Raw genomic sequence first — 14179 nt, 5'->3', positions numbered from 1 at the left:
AGACCGACCCCCTCGCCCGCGAGCGCGCCCACCTCACCTCCTCCCGCTCAGCGCTCCGCGCGATGCGCGAGGACGTGCAGTCGCTCGACATCCGCGACGTCACCGCGAACTGGGTCAACGCCGCCGTCCTGGAGCGCCAGATCGAGGACCGGATCAAGGCACTCGCCGACCTCTCCCACACCCCGCTCTTCTTCGGCCGGCTCGACTACCTCCACGCCCCCGGCGCCGACATGGCCGAAGGCGCGGACGGCGAGCGCTTCTACATCGGCCGCCGCCACGTCCACGACGCCGACGGCGACCCCATGGTCATCGACTGGCGCGCCCCCGTCTCGCAGCCCTTCTACCGGGCCTCCTCCAAGGACCCGATGGACATCGGGCTGCGCCGCCGCTTCGGCTACACGGGCGGCGAGCTCACCGCGTACGAGGACGAGCACCTCACGGACCCCCAAGAGGCCGCCCGGACAAGCAAGTTGCTCCAGGCCGAGATCGAGCGGCCCCGCGTAGGGCCGATGCGCGACATCGTCGCGACGATCCAGCCCGAGCAGGACGAGATCGTCCGCGCCGACCTCTCCGGCTCGGTCTGCGTCCAGGGAGGCCCCGGCACCGGAAAGACCGCCGTCGGCCTGCACCGTGTCGCATACCTCCTCTACGCGCACCGCGACCGCCTCGCCCGCACCGGCACGCTCGTCATCGGACCGAACAAGTCCTTCCTCCACTACATCGAGCAAGTCCTCCCGGCCCTGGGCGAGTTGGAGGTCAAGCAAGCAACAGTCGACGACCTCGTCGCCCACGTAGAGGTCCGCGGAGCCGACCCCGCCGATGCCGCCGTCGTCAAGGGCGACGCCCGCATGGCGGAGGTCCTGCGCCGCGCGCTGCGCTCACACGTCACGATCCCCACCGAGCCCGTCATGGTCGTGCGCGGATCCCGCCGCTGGCGCATTCCGGCGTACGAACTCGAGGAGATCGTCCAGGAGTTGCTCGACCGCGACATCCGCTACGGCGCCGCCCACGACGCCCTCCCCCAGCGCATCGCGCACGCCGTTCTCGTACGGATGGAGCAGTCGGGCGAGGCCCCCGACGACCGGGTCCAGGACGCGGTCGCCCGCAACACCGCCGTGAAGGCCGCGGTCAAGGCCGCCTGGCCGCCCGTCGACCCCGCGAAACTGGTCCTGCGCCTGCTCTCCGACGCGGACTTCCTCGCCGACCACGCCGAGGGGATCCTCACCGCGGACGAGCAGAAGACGATCCTCTGGGAGAAGCCCGCCCGCTCGGTCAAGGCCACCAAGTGGTCCCTCGCCGACGCCGTGCTGATCGACGAGGCGAGCGACCTCATCGCCCGTACGCACTCGCTCGGCCATGTCGTGCTCGACGAGGCGCAGGACCTCTCCCCCATGCAGTACCGCGCCGTCGGCCGCCGCTGCACCACCGGCTCCGCCACGATCCTCGGCGACCTCGCGCAGGGCACCACGCCCTGGGCGACGGGGAGTTGGGCCGAGGCGCTCACCCACCTCGGCAAGGCGGGCGCGCACATCGAGGAGCTGACGGCCGGTTTCCGCGTACCGCGCGAGGTCATCGCCTACGCGTCCCGGCTGCTCCCCCACATGTCACCGGGCCTGGCGCCGGTCTCCTCGGTCCGTGAGAACCCGGGCTCGCTCGACCTCCGTACGACGGACGACCTGGACGCCGCCGCCGTCACCGCCTGCCACGACTCGCTCCGCCACGAGGGCTCGACGGGCCTGATCGCGGCCGACGCCCGCATCCCGGCCCTGGCCGAGGCGCTGACCGCCGCCGGCCTCGCGTACCTCAACCCCGGTGAGGAGACGACCGCCGAGTCGCGCCTCACCCTCGTCCCGGCATCCCTCGCCAAGGGCCTGGAGTACGACTACGTGGTCCTCGACGAGCCCGCCGCGGTCGTCGCCGGCGAGCCCGACGAGCGCACCGGCCTGCGCCGCCTGTACGTCGCCCTCACTCGCGCCGTCTCCGGCCTGATCGTCACCCACTCCGCCCCGGTCCCGGAGCAGCTGACCACCGGCTAGGGAGGCCGGGTCACGCCTCGGCGTCGGACTTCACCCCGGCCAACGTCGTCTCGATGCCGACGCGCAGACGCGCGAAGCGGCCGTCGAGGATGCGCTCCTCCTGCTCCGGGTTGCGCTCGATGAACTCCTGCAGCGGTCCGCGGGCGGTGCCGAGACGCATGCCGTGCCGCAGGCGGGTCCGGGTGCCGTCCTCGACGGGTTCCAGGCTGTACGTCCACACGGAGAGCGGGTCGCCGTGGTCCCGGTCGTGGTAGTAGACGACCTCCCAGCGGAAGGTGCGCATCGGCTCCATCTCCACGATGCGGCTGACGGTCTGCCACTCCCCCAGGCCGGCATTCCGGTTGCGACCGGTGAAGCTGGCGCCGACGCCCGGCCCGACGGCCCCGTCGAGCCACTCCACTTCCTGCAGTTCGGGGCTGTGGCGGACGGAGGTGGAGATGTCCGACACCAATTCCCACACCCGTCCCAGATCGGCGGCGATCTCGATCTCGCACTCCACTTGGGGGCTGTCGGTGAGGCGCATTGCGTCAACCTTTCAGAAGGGGGCCGATCGGCCAGAGTAGTGGGGGAAGGATGGCCGGTGATCTTGCCGGGGGGCCGATTGCACTGTCGTACCCCGATGTTGTGGCGGACACCGGGGACACCGCGGGCGTCTCCGTCACCGCGCTCGCCGCGACTGCCGTCGCTGTCGCGACCAGGCCCTGGGCCAGTCGCCAGCGCCCGGCCAGCGAGGCGAAGGGACCCGGCCGGGTCACCTCGACCGTGAAGCCCCCGGTGCGGCAGTCGCCGGGGTCGGGCCACAGGTCCACCTCGGCCTCCAGGAAGCCGAGTTCGCTCAGGGCCAGCGGGTACCACGCCTTGAAGACCGCCTCCTTCACGGAGAACAGCAGGCAGCCCCAGGACACCTGCGGCCACAGGCCGTCGAGCGCCGTGAGCCGGTCCTGCTCGCGGCGGCCTGCCACCATTTCCAGGACGTCCGCACTCAGCCGGGCATGCGGCTCGGCATCGATACCGACGGCGGCGATCCCCGCTCCCGCGCGGGCCAGCGCCGCCGCCCGGTACCCCGTGCAGTGCGTCATCGCCCCGACGGTCCCCGGCGGCCACCCCGGCTCACCCCGGGGGCCCGGCAGCAGTGGCGCCGGGGGCACGCCAAGGGTTCGCATCGCCCGCCGTGCGCACTCCCGTACGCTCGCGAAATCCTGCCGGCGCTTCTCCCCCGCCGCCGCCACGACCCGGGCCTCGGCGGGATGCAGCACATGACGCCAGTCCCCCTGCCAGGGCCCGAACGACTCCACCGTCACGACCTGCGGCGGGAGAAGCCGGGCCATGAGCGCTTCCCGCCGGGGCGCCGGCGGGGCGGCTCTGTCCCCGGGGGCGGTCAGGATGCTCACCACGTCACCCCTTGATGGCGCAGATCGCCGTACCCGCGGTGAGGCTCGCGCCGACCTGGGCGGACAGGGCGGCGATCGTGCCGGACTTGTGGGCGGTGATGGGCTGTTCCATCTTCATCGCCTCCAGTACGACGACGAGATCGCCCGCGCGGACCGTCGCGCCCTCCGCGGCAGCGACCTTGACGATCGTGCCCTGCATCGGGGAGGCAAGGGTGTCCCCCGACACGGCGGGTCCTGCCCGCCGTGTCCCCGGACGGCGCTTGACCTGGCGTGAACCGGACACCGCCGTACGCGCGAGCGGCCTGCCGAGCGACAGGGGGACGGAGACTTCGATGCGTCGGCCGTCGACCTCGACCACGGTGGTCGACCGGCCGGCTGGATCCCCTCCGTCGCCCTGGGCGGCGGAGGCGAACGCGGGGATGAGGTTCTCGAACTCGGTCTCGATCCACCGGGTGTGGATGGTGAACGGGTCGGCGGTGAACGCCGGGTCCACAACCACCGCACGGTGGAAGGGAATCGCCGTCGCCATCCCCTCGACCTCGAACTCCGCGAGCGCGCGTGCCGCACGCTGCAGCGCCTGCTCGCGCGTGGCGCCGGTGACGATCAGCTTGGCGAGGAGCGAGTCCCAGGCCGGGCCGATGACCGAGCCGGACTCGACACCCGCGTCCAGCCGGACACCGGGCCCACTCGGAGGCGCGAAGCTCGTGACCGTACCCGGGGCGGGAAGGAATCCGCGGCCCGGGTCCTCGCCGTTGATGCGGAACTCAAAAGAGTGCCCGCGCGTGACCGGGTCTCCGTAGCCCAGCTCTTCGCCGTCGGCGATACGGAACATCTCGCGGACCAGGTCGATGCCGGAGACCTCTTCGGTGACCGGGTGCTCCACCTGCAGGCGGGTGTTGACCTCCAGGAAGGAGATCGTGCCGTCGGCGCCGACGAGGAACTCGACGGTGCCGGCGCCCACGTAGCCGGCCTCCTTGAGGATGGCCTTCGACGCGGCGTACAGCTCCGCGTTCTGCGCCTCGCTCAGGAACGGGGCCGGGGCCTCCTCGACGAGCTTCTGGTGGCGGCGCTGCAGCGAGCAGTCACGCGTCGAGACGACGACCACGTTGCCGTGGGAGTCGGCCAGGCACTGGGTCTCCACGTGCCGCGGCTTGTCCAGGTAACGCTCGACGAAGCACTCGCCGCGACCGAACGCGGCCACCGCCTCGCGGACCGCCGAGTCGTACAGCTCGGGGATCTCCTCCAGCGTCCGGGCCACCTTCAGACCACGCCCGCCACCACCGAAGGCGGCCTTGATCGCGATCGGCAGACCGTGCTCCTCGGCGAAGGTCACGACCTCGGCGGAACCCGAGACCGGGTCCGGGGTGCCCGCGACCAGCGGGGCGCCGGCGCGCTGGGCGATGTGACGGGCCGCCACCTTGTCGCCCAGGTCGCGGATGGCCTGCGGCGGCGGGCCGATCCAGGTCAGACCCGCGTCCAGTACGGCCTGCGCGAACTCGGCGTTCTCCGACAGGAATCCGTAGCCCGGGTGGACCGCGTCGGCTCCGGATCTGCGGGCGGCGGCGAGCACCTTCTCCTGGTCGAGGTAGCTGGTGGCCGGGGTGTCACCGCCGAGCGCGTACGCCTCGTCGGCAGCCCGCAGATGAAGGGCGTCCCGGTCCGGATCCGCGTAGACGGCTACGGATCCGATCCCGGCGTCACGGCACGCCCTGGCCACACGGACAGCGATTTCGCCACGGTTGGCGATCAGTACCTTGCGCATGCCGCTCATCCGGCCTTGCCTCCCCCGCCGCCTGCCGCGGCCCTGTCCGTGCGGTCCGTACCCTCTGCCGAGGGGTCAGTCGATGCCCCGGTGGATGTGCGACTCATCGCCCCACTCCTCCTCCCCGGCGAGCAACACCGGTACCGGCCGGGGCCGTTCGGCGGACTTGGCCGACCGGCGGCCGTCCGCGCCCTCTCCTGTGTCCGAGCCGTCCACGTCACTGCCCCTTTCGCCAACTGCCGGGAGTGCGGTAGGCGGTGTTGCGCTCGAGGCGCTCCCACCGCGGGGCACTCCCCGCCGTGTGGCCGGCGGCGGACTCCCGGCCCTCCTGCGCCTCGGCGCGGGTGAGCAGCAGGACGGTGAGCGCGGCGAGTTCGTCGTCGGTGGCGTGGCCGCGTTCCACCCGGACCAGGGGCGCGGCCGCGGGGGCGATGGAGGTGGTCATGAACGTCAACTCCGTTCGATTGCGCCCGAGTTCACGGGCGAGCGTTCTACTGGGGCGGGTTCCCGTGCTTGCGGGACGGCAGGTCGGCGTGTTTCGTGCGCAGCATCGCCAGGGACCTGATGAGTACGCGGCGGGTGTCGGCGGGGTCGATCACGTCGTCGACGAGCCCGCGCTCGGCCGCGTAGTAGGGGTGCATCAGCTCGGTCTTGTACTCCTTGACCATCTGCAGGCGCATGGCCTCGGGGTCGTCGGCCCCGGCGATCTGCCGGCGGAAGATCACGTTGGCGGCGCCCTCGGCGCCCATCACGGCGATCTCGTTCGTCGGCCAGGCGAAGGACAGGTCGGCTCCCACCGAGCGGGAGTCCATGACGATGTACGCGCCGCCGTAGGCCTTGCGCAGGATCAGCTGGATGCGGGGCACCGTGGCGTTGCAGTACGCGTACAGGAGCTTGGCTCCGTGCCGGATGATGCCGCCGTGCTCCTGGTCGACGCCCGGCAGGAAGCCGGGAACGTCGAGCAGGGTGACGATCGGGATGTTGAAGGCGTCGCACATCTGGACGAAGCGCGCGGCCTTCTCCGAGGCGTGGATGTCGAGTACGCCGGCCAGGGACTGGGGCTGGTTGGCGACGATGCCGACGGTCCTGCCGTCCAGGCGGGCCAGGGCGACGATGATGTTGGAGGCCCAGCGCTCGTGCACCTCCAGGTACTCGCCCTCGTCGACGACCGCTTCGATCACCGCGCGCATGTCGTACGGACGGTTGCCGTCGGCCGGAACCAGGTCGAGGAGTTCCTCGCAGCGCCGGTCGTCCGGGTCGTCGGTGGCCACGGCCGGGGGAGCCTCGCGGTTGTTCTGCGGCAACAGCGAGATGAGGTACCGGACTTCGGCGATGCAGGTCTCTTCGTCGTCGTAGGCGAAGTGCGCGACGCCCGAGGTCTCGGCGTGCACGTCCGCACCGCCCAGACCGTTCTGGGTGATCTCCTCGCCCGTCACCGCCTTCACCACGTCGGGGCCGGTGATGAACATCTGCGAGGTATCACGGACCATGAACACGAAGTCGGTCAGGGCGGGCGAGTAGGCCGCGCCCCCCGCGCACGGACCCAGCATCACACTGATCTGCGGGATCACTCCCGACGCCTTCGTGTTGCGGGTGAAGATGCCGCCGTAGCCCGCGAGGGCGGTGACGCCTTCCTGGATACGGGCGCCCGCGCCGTCGTTCAGCGACACGAGAGGCGCCCCGGCCGCGATGGCCATGTCCATGATCTTGTGGATCTTCTCCGCATGCGCCTCGCCCAGCGCCCCGCCGAAGATCCGGAAGTCGTGCGCGTAGACGAAGACCGTGCGGCCGTCGACGGTGCCCCACCCGGTGACCACGCCGTCGGTGTGGGGTTTTCGGCGCTCCAGGCCGAAGCCGGTCGCGCGATGCCGGCGCAACGGCTCGACCTCCTGGAACGTGTCCGGGTCGAGCAGCAGGTCGATGCGCTCGCGCACGGTCAACTTGCCCTTGTCGCGCTGCCGTTGGGTGGCCGCGGTGTCCGACCCCTCGGCGATCACCTGCTTGAGCGCCACCAGTTCCTCAACGCTGCTGTACATGTCGGCTCCTCCTTCTCGTACTCGGGTGGAACTGCTCCCGCTCGCTCACCTGGCGCCTGCCGGCTCCGGCAGGCGGGCGTCCGCCCCGGCCTCGGACACGACACGGTCGATGTCCTCCGGAGCGGCCACCGCGACGGCGCGTGCGTCCGGGCGGGAGCGCTGCAGGAGCCGGGTGAGCGGACCGGCCGGCGCCAGTTCGACATGGAGGGCGTCCGGGGCCGCGAGACGCGCGATCGTCTCCCCGCACAGGTCCCAGCGGACCGGCGAGGTGATCTGGGTGATCAGGCGGATGCGCAGCTCATCCGGGTCCGTGACCGTCGCGCCGTCCCCGTTGCCGACCATCACCGAGGCCGGTTCGGTGAAGCGGGCGGCGTGGACCGCGCGGGCGAACGCCGGGACCGCCGCGGCCATGGACTCGGTGTGGAAGGCGCCCGCGACGTTCAGCGGAGCCACGCGGGTGCCCGGTGGCGGCGCGTCGGCGAGGGCCGCGACGCGGTCCGCGGGGCCGGCCGCCACGAACTGGTGGCTGCCGTTGTGGTTGGCCACGGTGAGGCCCGCCGCGGCGACGGCCGCGGCGATCTCCTCGTCCGACGCACCGCCCCGCTTGGTCGGCATGACCGCCGCCATGCCGCTCGGCGCGCATCCGCACGCCTGCGACATCGCGGCGCCCCGCACCCGGGCGAGGGCGACCGCCGTGCCAGGGTCGAGGTGTCCGGCCCCGGCCGCAGCGGCCAGTTCACCGACGGAGTGACCGGCGAACAGGACCTCGTCGCTCCTCAACCTCAGTCTGCTGAAGAGAAGTTGGTGCGCCAGTACGGACACGGCGACGATCAGCGGTTGCGCGTAGGCGGTGTCGGCGAGCAGTGTCTCGTCGCGCCCGGCCCCGACCAGGTCGAAGCCGGCCTCACGCGACCAGGCGTCGACCAGTTCCGGTGCGCCGGGCACGGCCTCCAGCCAGGGGTCGAGCATCCCCGGCCGCTGGACGCCCTGTCCCGGAGCCGTCACGACATAGCGGTGTCCCATGGAGTCCTCGCTCTCGAAGATGTTGCTCATGTCAGCTGCCGTCCGTCCGGACCGGGCCCGCGAGCGAGTCGGCGGGGCGCAGCAGGGTGACGGCGCGGCCGACCTCCAGGACGACACGCCCGTCCCCGGCCCGCGCCACACCGGTGCACGTGGCCGTCCCCTCGTCCAGGTCGACCAACTCGACCGTGTGCTCCAGGAGTTCGCCCGCGTACACGGCACCGGTCACCCGGATTCCGCGCGCCGAACCGAAGATCAGCAGCTGCTGTCCGGGGCTCTGCGTTTCGAGCATGACGAGCAGACCGCAGGCCTGGAGGAACGACTCGATGGTGAGGCTGGCGGGGAACGCTCCCGGCCGGGAGGAGCCCAGGTGGCTGTCGAGCTCGTGATAGGTCACGGCCTTCGTGGCCGTGAGTACGCCCGGCTCGTGCCGGACGATCCGGTCGACCTGGAGCGCGGGGTACCCGTAGGGCAGCAGCTCGCCGGGGTCGGGGTAGTCCGTCGCCGTCGACGTCATGGCCGGCACCTCCAGGTCGCGGTGATGCGGGCACAGCGCTGCCCGTCGATGGTGCAGGTGGTGTGGGTGGTCAGGCTCGTGCGGTCGCCGGTGACCGCCGTGTCGAACACCACCTCGTCGCCGGCGAGCGCCGGGCGGCTGAAGCGGACCGAGCCGAGTTCCACCAGTTCGATGCCGCCGAGGGCATGGTCGACGTGGAGTTCGAGCATCTGCTGCAGGCTCTCGACCAGGAACACCCCGGGGTACAGGGTGAGCGAGGGGAAGTGCCCGGCCAGATAGCGGTCGTCGGCGACGATCCGCTTGCGGCCGACGAACCCCGTCTCGCTGTCCTGGACGTCGTCCACGGCCACCAGGGGCAGTCGGCGGGCGGCGTCGGCGAGAGGATGCCGTACGGGAGCCATGGCTCACACACCCATGCCGACGCCGCCGCCGATGGGGATGGACGAACCGGTGACGAAGCCTGCCTCGTCCGACACCAGGAAGGCGACGAGCGCGGCCACCTCCTCCGGCTGTCCGGTGCGCCGCAGCGGCGTCTGCGACACGATCTCGTCGCGCCGCTTCTTCGACAGGTCGGAGATCATGTCGGTCTCGATCAGTCCCGGCAGGACGACGTTGGACGTGATGCCCGCGCGTCCCAGCTCCCAGGACAGGGAGCGGGCGAGTCCGATCAGACCGCTCTTCGAGGCTGCGTAGTTGACCTGGCCGGGCGATCCCCACAGCGCCACGATCGAGGAGACGAACACCAGGCGCCCCCATTTGTTGGCGAGCATGTCCGAGACCGTCTCGCGGGCCACGTTGATGGAGCCGGTGAGATTGGTCTCGAGCACGTCCTGGACGCCCTCGTACGTCTGGGTGAGCAGGGGGCCGTCGTTCATGATCCCGGCGCAGTTGACGACGATGTCGATCTCGCCGACGATCCCGCGCGCCTGCTCGACCGCCGTGCTCACCGACTGCGGGTCGCGCACGTCGCACTGGACGAACGAGACACCCTCGATCTCGGGCTTCGTGGTGCGGGCGGTGCCCACGACGCGGTAGCCGCGCTTGTTCAGCTCGGTGGCGACGGCCGCTCCGATGCCCCGGCTGGCTCCGGTGACGAATGCCGATCGACTGGTCATCGTGTTGCTCCTTGGTGGTGTGCGCCGATGCGCACGATCGAATTGATCTGCTGGACGGCGGCGTCCGTGGCGGCGCCGCCACCGAGGACCCCGGTCCAGCCGGCGGCGCGCGCGCCTGCCACATTGGCGTCGAGGTCGTCGACGAGGACGTTCGCCTCGGGGGGAAGGCCGGAGTACGACTGAGCGAGGCGGAACATCCCGGCCTCGGGCTTGCGGGTGGCGTGGTCGCAGGAGAGCAGGACCTGGTCGAACAGGCCGTCCCAGTCCGCGAAGTCCAGGAACGGGGCCCGCCAGTCCGGCGGGAGGTTGGAGATCAGGCCCACGAAGACGCCCGCCTCCCGCCAGGTCCGCAGCGCGTCGAGCCACTTCGAGTCGATCCTGCGGTCGCTCCACCACTCCACGCCCAGCGCGGAGAGATCGGCGTCCACCGCGAACCGGTCGGACAGCTCCTGGGCGATCTCGGCCGTCCACTCCCGCTCGTCGAGCGTCCCGGAGTCCAGGACCGCCATCCCGTCCGGGCTGCCGTACCGGTCGGCGATCGCGCGCAGGCACTGCCCGAGCTGCTCGGGCGAGAACGGCTTGCCCAGGCAGTAGACGCGCAGCCCCTCGCGCAGCGGAGGCGTGAGGACTCCGCGGAAGTCGGTCCAGACCGCGTGCCTCATCACGCTCCCCCGCCGTCCGGTCGGACCGGGCTCAGCGTGAACGACATACGGGTGACGACCAGGCCGTCCTGTACGCATTCCACGTCGGCCCGGAGCCCGTCGAGGCGTGCCACGAGCCGGACCGGCCGGTCGAGTTCGGCGAAGTGCTCGAACGAGGCGCGCACCCCGGTCACCACGTGCGCGGCGGGACTCCCGGTGCCGGCCAGGGCCAGCTGGCGGCCGGCCTCGATGAGCACCATGGCCGGGAAGTGGTCGTAGTCGTGGTCGAAGAGGCTCGTGTTCGCGAGGTCGGGCGCCAACTCGGCGCTGATGCCGTCCTGTTCGGGCCGAAGCCGGGCGAGCGTCACATGGGCGGGATCCGTACGGGCCACGCTGCGCGGGCTGCTCAGGCCGGTCCGCCGGCCGGTGTCCGGCCGCAGGGCGGCCGTCGTCGGGGCGGGCGAGCCCTCGCGCTGGTAGGCGCGCAGCTCCTGGTAGCGGTCCTTGGGGACCCCCTGCACCGCCATCGACGTGTGCACGACCTCCCGGCCCGTAGCGTCCGCTCCCGTCTGCGTGTACGTGATCTGCTTCGGCGTCCCGTCGCTGCGCAGCCTCAGCTGCTCGAACCGGGTCCGCAGCGTCAGTTCGCCGTCCACGGCCGCCGGCGGCTGCGGGTCGGTGAGCCGCACCTCGATCGAGTTGAAGAAGAACGCGATGTCGCGCGCGAGGCCCTCGAACTCGTGCGCCGCACTGAGCGCGGCCTGCCTGCAGGCCTCGATCAGGAGCAGCGCGTCCAGCCAGTACGAGCCGGGGTGGTCGCGGTAGTACGAACTGATGCCCGTCGTGACCGTCGCGCTGCCGTAGCCCCCGGTCTCGCGCCAGGGCGGCGAGACCAGGATCTCCTCTTCGTTGGCGCGGTGAACCAGCTCCCGGCTCACCCGGACGCCCCTCGGGGCTGCGACCGTGCTCATGCGCGCTCCCCGATGGCGAGGACGGCGGCGGCCACAGCTCCGGAGTCGTCGATCCCGGTCATCAGGACGCCGGTGCCGGGCTTCCCCAGGGCGAGCGCGGCGGCGAGTTGCATGGCGCCCAGGGCGCCTCCGCACTCGCCTACGGCTGTCCGTACGTCCACACGCTCGACGTCGAATCGCTCCAGAGCCGCCTTCTCGCTCTCCTCCAGAACCGTTCCTGCGGTTCCGGGGAGCACCAACTCGATGTCCACACCGGCCGCTTGCGCTGCGGCGAGCGCGCGGTCGACGGCACGGCGCAGTGCTGTCGCATACCCGGCGCGGGTGCGCTGCGGGGCGAACAGCACCTCGCAGGCCGTCACCGTGGCAAGGGCGGGCGGGGCGTCGGCCGTCACCGGTTCGAGCGCGAGCAGTGCCGCACCCTCGCCGATGACGACGGACTCGTCCACGTCCTTCTTCAGCCGGGTGCCCCACGCCGTGTGCGGGGAGAGCTCCTCGACGCCGCCCACCAGCATCCGCCCCGCGTGACCGCGGCGGATGAGCCGGGCGCCGTACTGGAGCGCGGAGAACGCGCTGACCGTGCCGTTGGCCAGGGTGGAGTTGGGGCCGCGCAGCCGGTGCCAGATCGCGATCTGGCTGGCGCAGCAGTTCATCGTGACGTTGGGGAAGACCGCGGGGTTGACCAGGTCGATGCCCTTGCCCCGGATGATGTCGACGTCCAGCTGGACGCTGCTGCGCAGGCTGCCGACGACGGTGCCCATGGCGATGCCGGTGGACTCCCAGGAGGCGTCGGAGACGTCGGCCCGCTCGCTCAGTTCGCGCTTGAGCAGGGTGCTGGCCGCGAGCCCGAGCCTGGTGGTGCGGTCGAGGTTCTTCGTGCCCTTGCGGGGCACATAGTCGGTGATCTTGAAGTCCGGTACGGCGCCCACCCGGCCGGGCAGGCCCTCGTACTCGTCGGCGTCGGCGTCGGCGTCGGCACCGACCGGATCACCGGCCGGCTCCGGGCCGGCCGTGGCCGGCTCGCGCAGCCGGTCGCGCAGGGCGTCCAGGCCGACTCCGGCCACGGAAAGGACCGACGCCCATGAGATCTGCAGTTCCTCGGTCACGGTCGTCACCGCTCCCCTCCCTCGACTGCCGCGCCGACCGGCTCACGGCCGGACAGGGCGCCGAAAATGGTGATGGCGTTGTTGCCGCCGAACGCGAAGCCGTGGTTCTGCGCGACGGTCACCTCGGCGGACCTGGCACCGCCGCCGACGACGTCGATGCCCTCGCCGAACGCCGGGTCCACGGTGCGCAGATTGCTGGTGGGCGGCAGGAAGGACTCCTCGATCGCCTTGCAGCAGGCGATCGCGCCGAATCCACTGGCGGCGCCCATCGTGTGGCCGAGCATCGACTTGATGGAGCTGATCGGCGGGTGCTCGTCGCCGAACACCAGCCGGGTGGCGGTGATTTCGGTGATGTCGTTGGTCGGGGTGCCCGTGCCGTGGGCGCAGACGTAGTCGACGTCGGCGGCCTCGATGCCGGAGTTGGCGTGCGCCCTGCGGATGCAGTCGGCGATGCTCTCCGCGTCCGGGTGGACGATGTGGTGGGCGTCGCAGCTGAGTCCGTAGCCGAGCAGTTCGGCGTAGATGTGCGCGCCGCGCCGCTGGGCGTGCCCGAGTTCCTCCAGGACGAGGACCGCGCCGCCCTCGGCGGTGACGATGCCGCTGCGGCCCTCGTCGAACGGCCGCGGTACGCCGTCGGCCACCGCGCCCAGGCTCTGGAACCCGGCATGGGTGAACCGGTTCACGCTGTCTGCGCCGCCCGCCAGCATCACATCGGACTCACCGGAGATGATCTTGTCGGCGGCGCTGCCGATCGCGTAGTTGGCAGCGGAGCACGCGGTCGGGATGACCACGGTCTCGCCGTACAGATCCAGTTCGACCGAGACGGCCGCCGCGATGTTGCCCGCGGGGATCTTGCGGACCACGTCGGCGGAGAGGGTGTCGGGGCCGCCGTCCAGCCACTGCTGGGTCAGCGTGTCGACGGAGGGCGCCTCGCCGTTCGTGGTGCCGATGATGGCGCCCGTCGTGGCGCGGGTGTCCTCGTCGAGCTCGATCCCGGCGTCCTCGACGGCGAGACGGGCCGCGGCCGCCGCGAAGTGGGCGGTACGCCCCCAGTCGTCCGGGTCGATGACGCGGACGATCGCCGCAGGGTCGAAGTCCTGCACTTCACCGGCCAGTCGGGCCGGGAAGTCACTGGAGTCGAAGGAGGTGATCGGAGTGACGCCGCTCCGGCCGGCCTTGATTCCCGCGGTGAACTCCTCGACCCCGGTGCCGATGCTGCTCACGCACCCCAGGCCGGTCACCACGACCCTTCGTGTGCGGCTCACTGGTCGCCGTCCTTGCCGTCACGTATGCGGATGATCTGCTGCATGAGCAGGTCCACGGTGCGCAGGTCGACGGCGCGCTCGCGGGGCACGCGGATCGCCAGCTCCTTGTTGACCCGGGCCAGGACCTGAATCAGGCCGAGGGAGTCGGCGCCGTAGAAGTCGATCAGATCGGCGTGCACGTCGATCTCGGCGGGCTCGGCGTCCAGTTCGAGTTCGTCGACGATGATGTCGAGGGTGGTGTCGCGAATGACCTCGTCGGAAATTACTGCAACGGTCATGACCTCATCCAATTCATTGATTTTTTTGACAGGAAGGCCCGACC

The 14179-nt window shown here is 71.4% G+C and carries 16 protein-coding genes; 1 reads left to right on the top strand and 15 read right to left on the bottom strand.

The window, feature by feature from the left end; translation table 11 throughout:
* The first annotated feature begins 62 nt into the window (after positions 1 to 62).
* Positions 63 to 2036, top strand: a complete 1974-nt coding sequence (locus OG707_RS22100; RefSeq protein WP_329127910.1) for a HelD family protein — start codon at positions 63 to 65, stop codon at positions 2034 to 2036.
* 10 nt (positions 2037 to 2046) lie between these two features.
* Here the strand turns inward: OG707_RS22100 and OG707_RS22095 are convergent, their stop codons facing one another.
* From OG707_RS22095 to OG707_RS22025, 15 genes are all read right to left on the bottom strand, one after another.
* The gene (locus tag OG707_RS22095) at positions 2047 to 2559 is read right to left on the bottom strand and encodes an SRPBCC family protein (protein WP_329120920.1); all 513 of its coding nucleotides are present in this window, start codon (positions 2557 to 2559) and stop codon (positions 2047 to 2049) included.
* Between the two features lie 4 nt (positions 2560 to 2563).
* The gene (locus OG707_RS22090; protein WP_329120918.1) at positions 2564 to 3427 is read right to left on the bottom strand and encodes a 4'-phosphopantetheinyl transferase family protein; all 864 of its coding nucleotides are present in this window, start codon (positions 3425 to 3427) and stop codon (positions 2564 to 2566) included.
* A 4-nt stretch (positions 3428 to 3431) separates the two neighbouring features.
* The gene (locus tag OG707_RS22085) at positions 3432 to 5189 is read right to left on the bottom strand and encodes an acetyl/propionyl/methylcrotonyl-CoA carboxylase subunit alpha (protein ID WP_329120916.1); all 1758 of its coding nucleotides are present in this window, start codon (positions 5187 to 5189) and stop codon (positions 3432 to 3434) included.
* Between the two features lie 75 nt (positions 5190 to 5264).
* Positions 5265 to 5405: a hypothetical protein gene (locus tag OG707_RS22080; protein WP_329120914.1), complete on the bottom strand. Its 141-nt coding sequence runs from the start codon at positions 5403 to 5405 to the stop codon at positions 5265 to 5267.
* A 1-nt stretch (position 5406) separates the two neighbouring features.
* Positions 5407 to 5634, bottom strand: a complete 228-nt coding sequence (locus tag OG707_RS22075; protein WP_329120912.1) for an acyl-CoA carboxylase epsilon subunit — start codon at positions 5632 to 5634, stop codon at positions 5407 to 5409.
* Positions 5635 to 5680: 46 nt separating this feature from the next.
* On the bottom strand, positions 5681 to 7225 hold the full coding sequence (locus OG707_RS22070) for an acyl-CoA carboxylase subunit beta (protein WP_329120910.1): 1545 nt from the start codon (positions 7223 to 7225) through the stop codon (positions 5681 to 5683).
* A 45-nt stretch (positions 7226 to 7270) separates the two neighbouring features.
* Complete coding sequence (locus tag OG707_RS22065) at positions 7271 to 8278, bottom strand: ACP S-malonyltransferase (RefSeq protein WP_329120908.1); 1008 nt, start codon at positions 8276 to 8278, stop codon at positions 7271 to 7273.
* Between the two features lies 1 nt (position 8279).
* Complete coding sequence (locus tag OG707_RS22060) at positions 8280 to 8762, bottom strand: 3-hydroxyacyl-ACP dehydratase FabZ family protein (RefSeq protein ID WP_329120906.1); 483 nt, start codon at positions 8760 to 8762, stop codon at positions 8280 to 8282.
* A complete protein-coding gene (locus OG707_RS22055) occupies positions 8759 to 9163 on the bottom strand; it encodes a hypothetical protein (RefSeq protein ID WP_329120904.1) in 405 nt (134 codons plus the stop codon). The genes OG707_RS22060 and OG707_RS22055 overlap by 4 nt, the downstream gene beginning before the upstream one ends.
* Positions 9164 to 9166: 3 nt before the next feature.
* A complete protein-coding gene (locus OG707_RS22050) occupies positions 9167 to 9877 on the bottom strand; it encodes an SDR family oxidoreductase (RefSeq protein ID WP_329120902.1) in 711 nt (236 codons plus the stop codon).
* Positions 9874 to 10539, bottom strand: coding sequence for an HAD family hydrolase (locus OG707_RS22045; RefSeq protein WP_329120900.1), 666 nt, complete (start codon positions 10537 to 10539; stop codon positions 9874 to 9876). Before OG707_RS22045 ends, OG707_RS22050 begins: the two co-directional genes overlap by 4 nt.
* A complete protein-coding gene (locus tag OG707_RS22040; RefSeq protein WP_329120898.1) occupies positions 10539 to 11489 on the bottom strand; it encodes an AfsA-related hotdog domain-containing protein in 951 nt (316 codons plus the stop codon). Before OG707_RS22040 ends, OG707_RS22045 begins: the two co-directional genes overlap by 1 nt.
* Positions 11486 to 12601, bottom strand: a complete 1116-nt coding sequence (locus OG707_RS22035) for a beta-ketoacyl synthase N-terminal-like domain-containing protein (RefSeq protein WP_329120896.1) — start codon at positions 12599 to 12601, stop codon at positions 11486 to 11488. Before OG707_RS22035 ends, OG707_RS22040 begins: the two co-directional genes overlap by 4 nt.
* Entirely contained in the window at positions 12598 to 13857 is a 1260-nt protein-coding gene (locus tag OG707_RS22030) for a beta-ketoacyl-[acyl-carrier-protein] synthase family protein (protein WP_329120892.1), read from the bottom strand. The genes OG707_RS22035 and OG707_RS22030 overlap by 4 nt, the downstream gene beginning before the upstream one ends.
* Complete coding sequence (locus tag OG707_RS22025) at positions 13854 to 14135, bottom strand: acyl carrier protein (protein WP_329120890.1); 282 nt, start codon at positions 14133 to 14135, stop codon at positions 13854 to 13856. Before OG707_RS22025 ends, OG707_RS22030 begins: the two co-directional genes overlap by 4 nt.
* Positions 14136 to 14179: the final 44 nt, after the last annotated feature.

The organism is Streptomyces sp. NBC_01465, assembly GCF_036227325.1.
GTDB lineage: Bacteria > Actinomycetota > Actinomycetes > Streptomycetales > Streptomycetaceae > Streptomyces.
The sequence above is the reverse complement of the archived record's forward strand: the minus strand, read 5'-3'. Positions and strand labels throughout refer to the sequence as shown.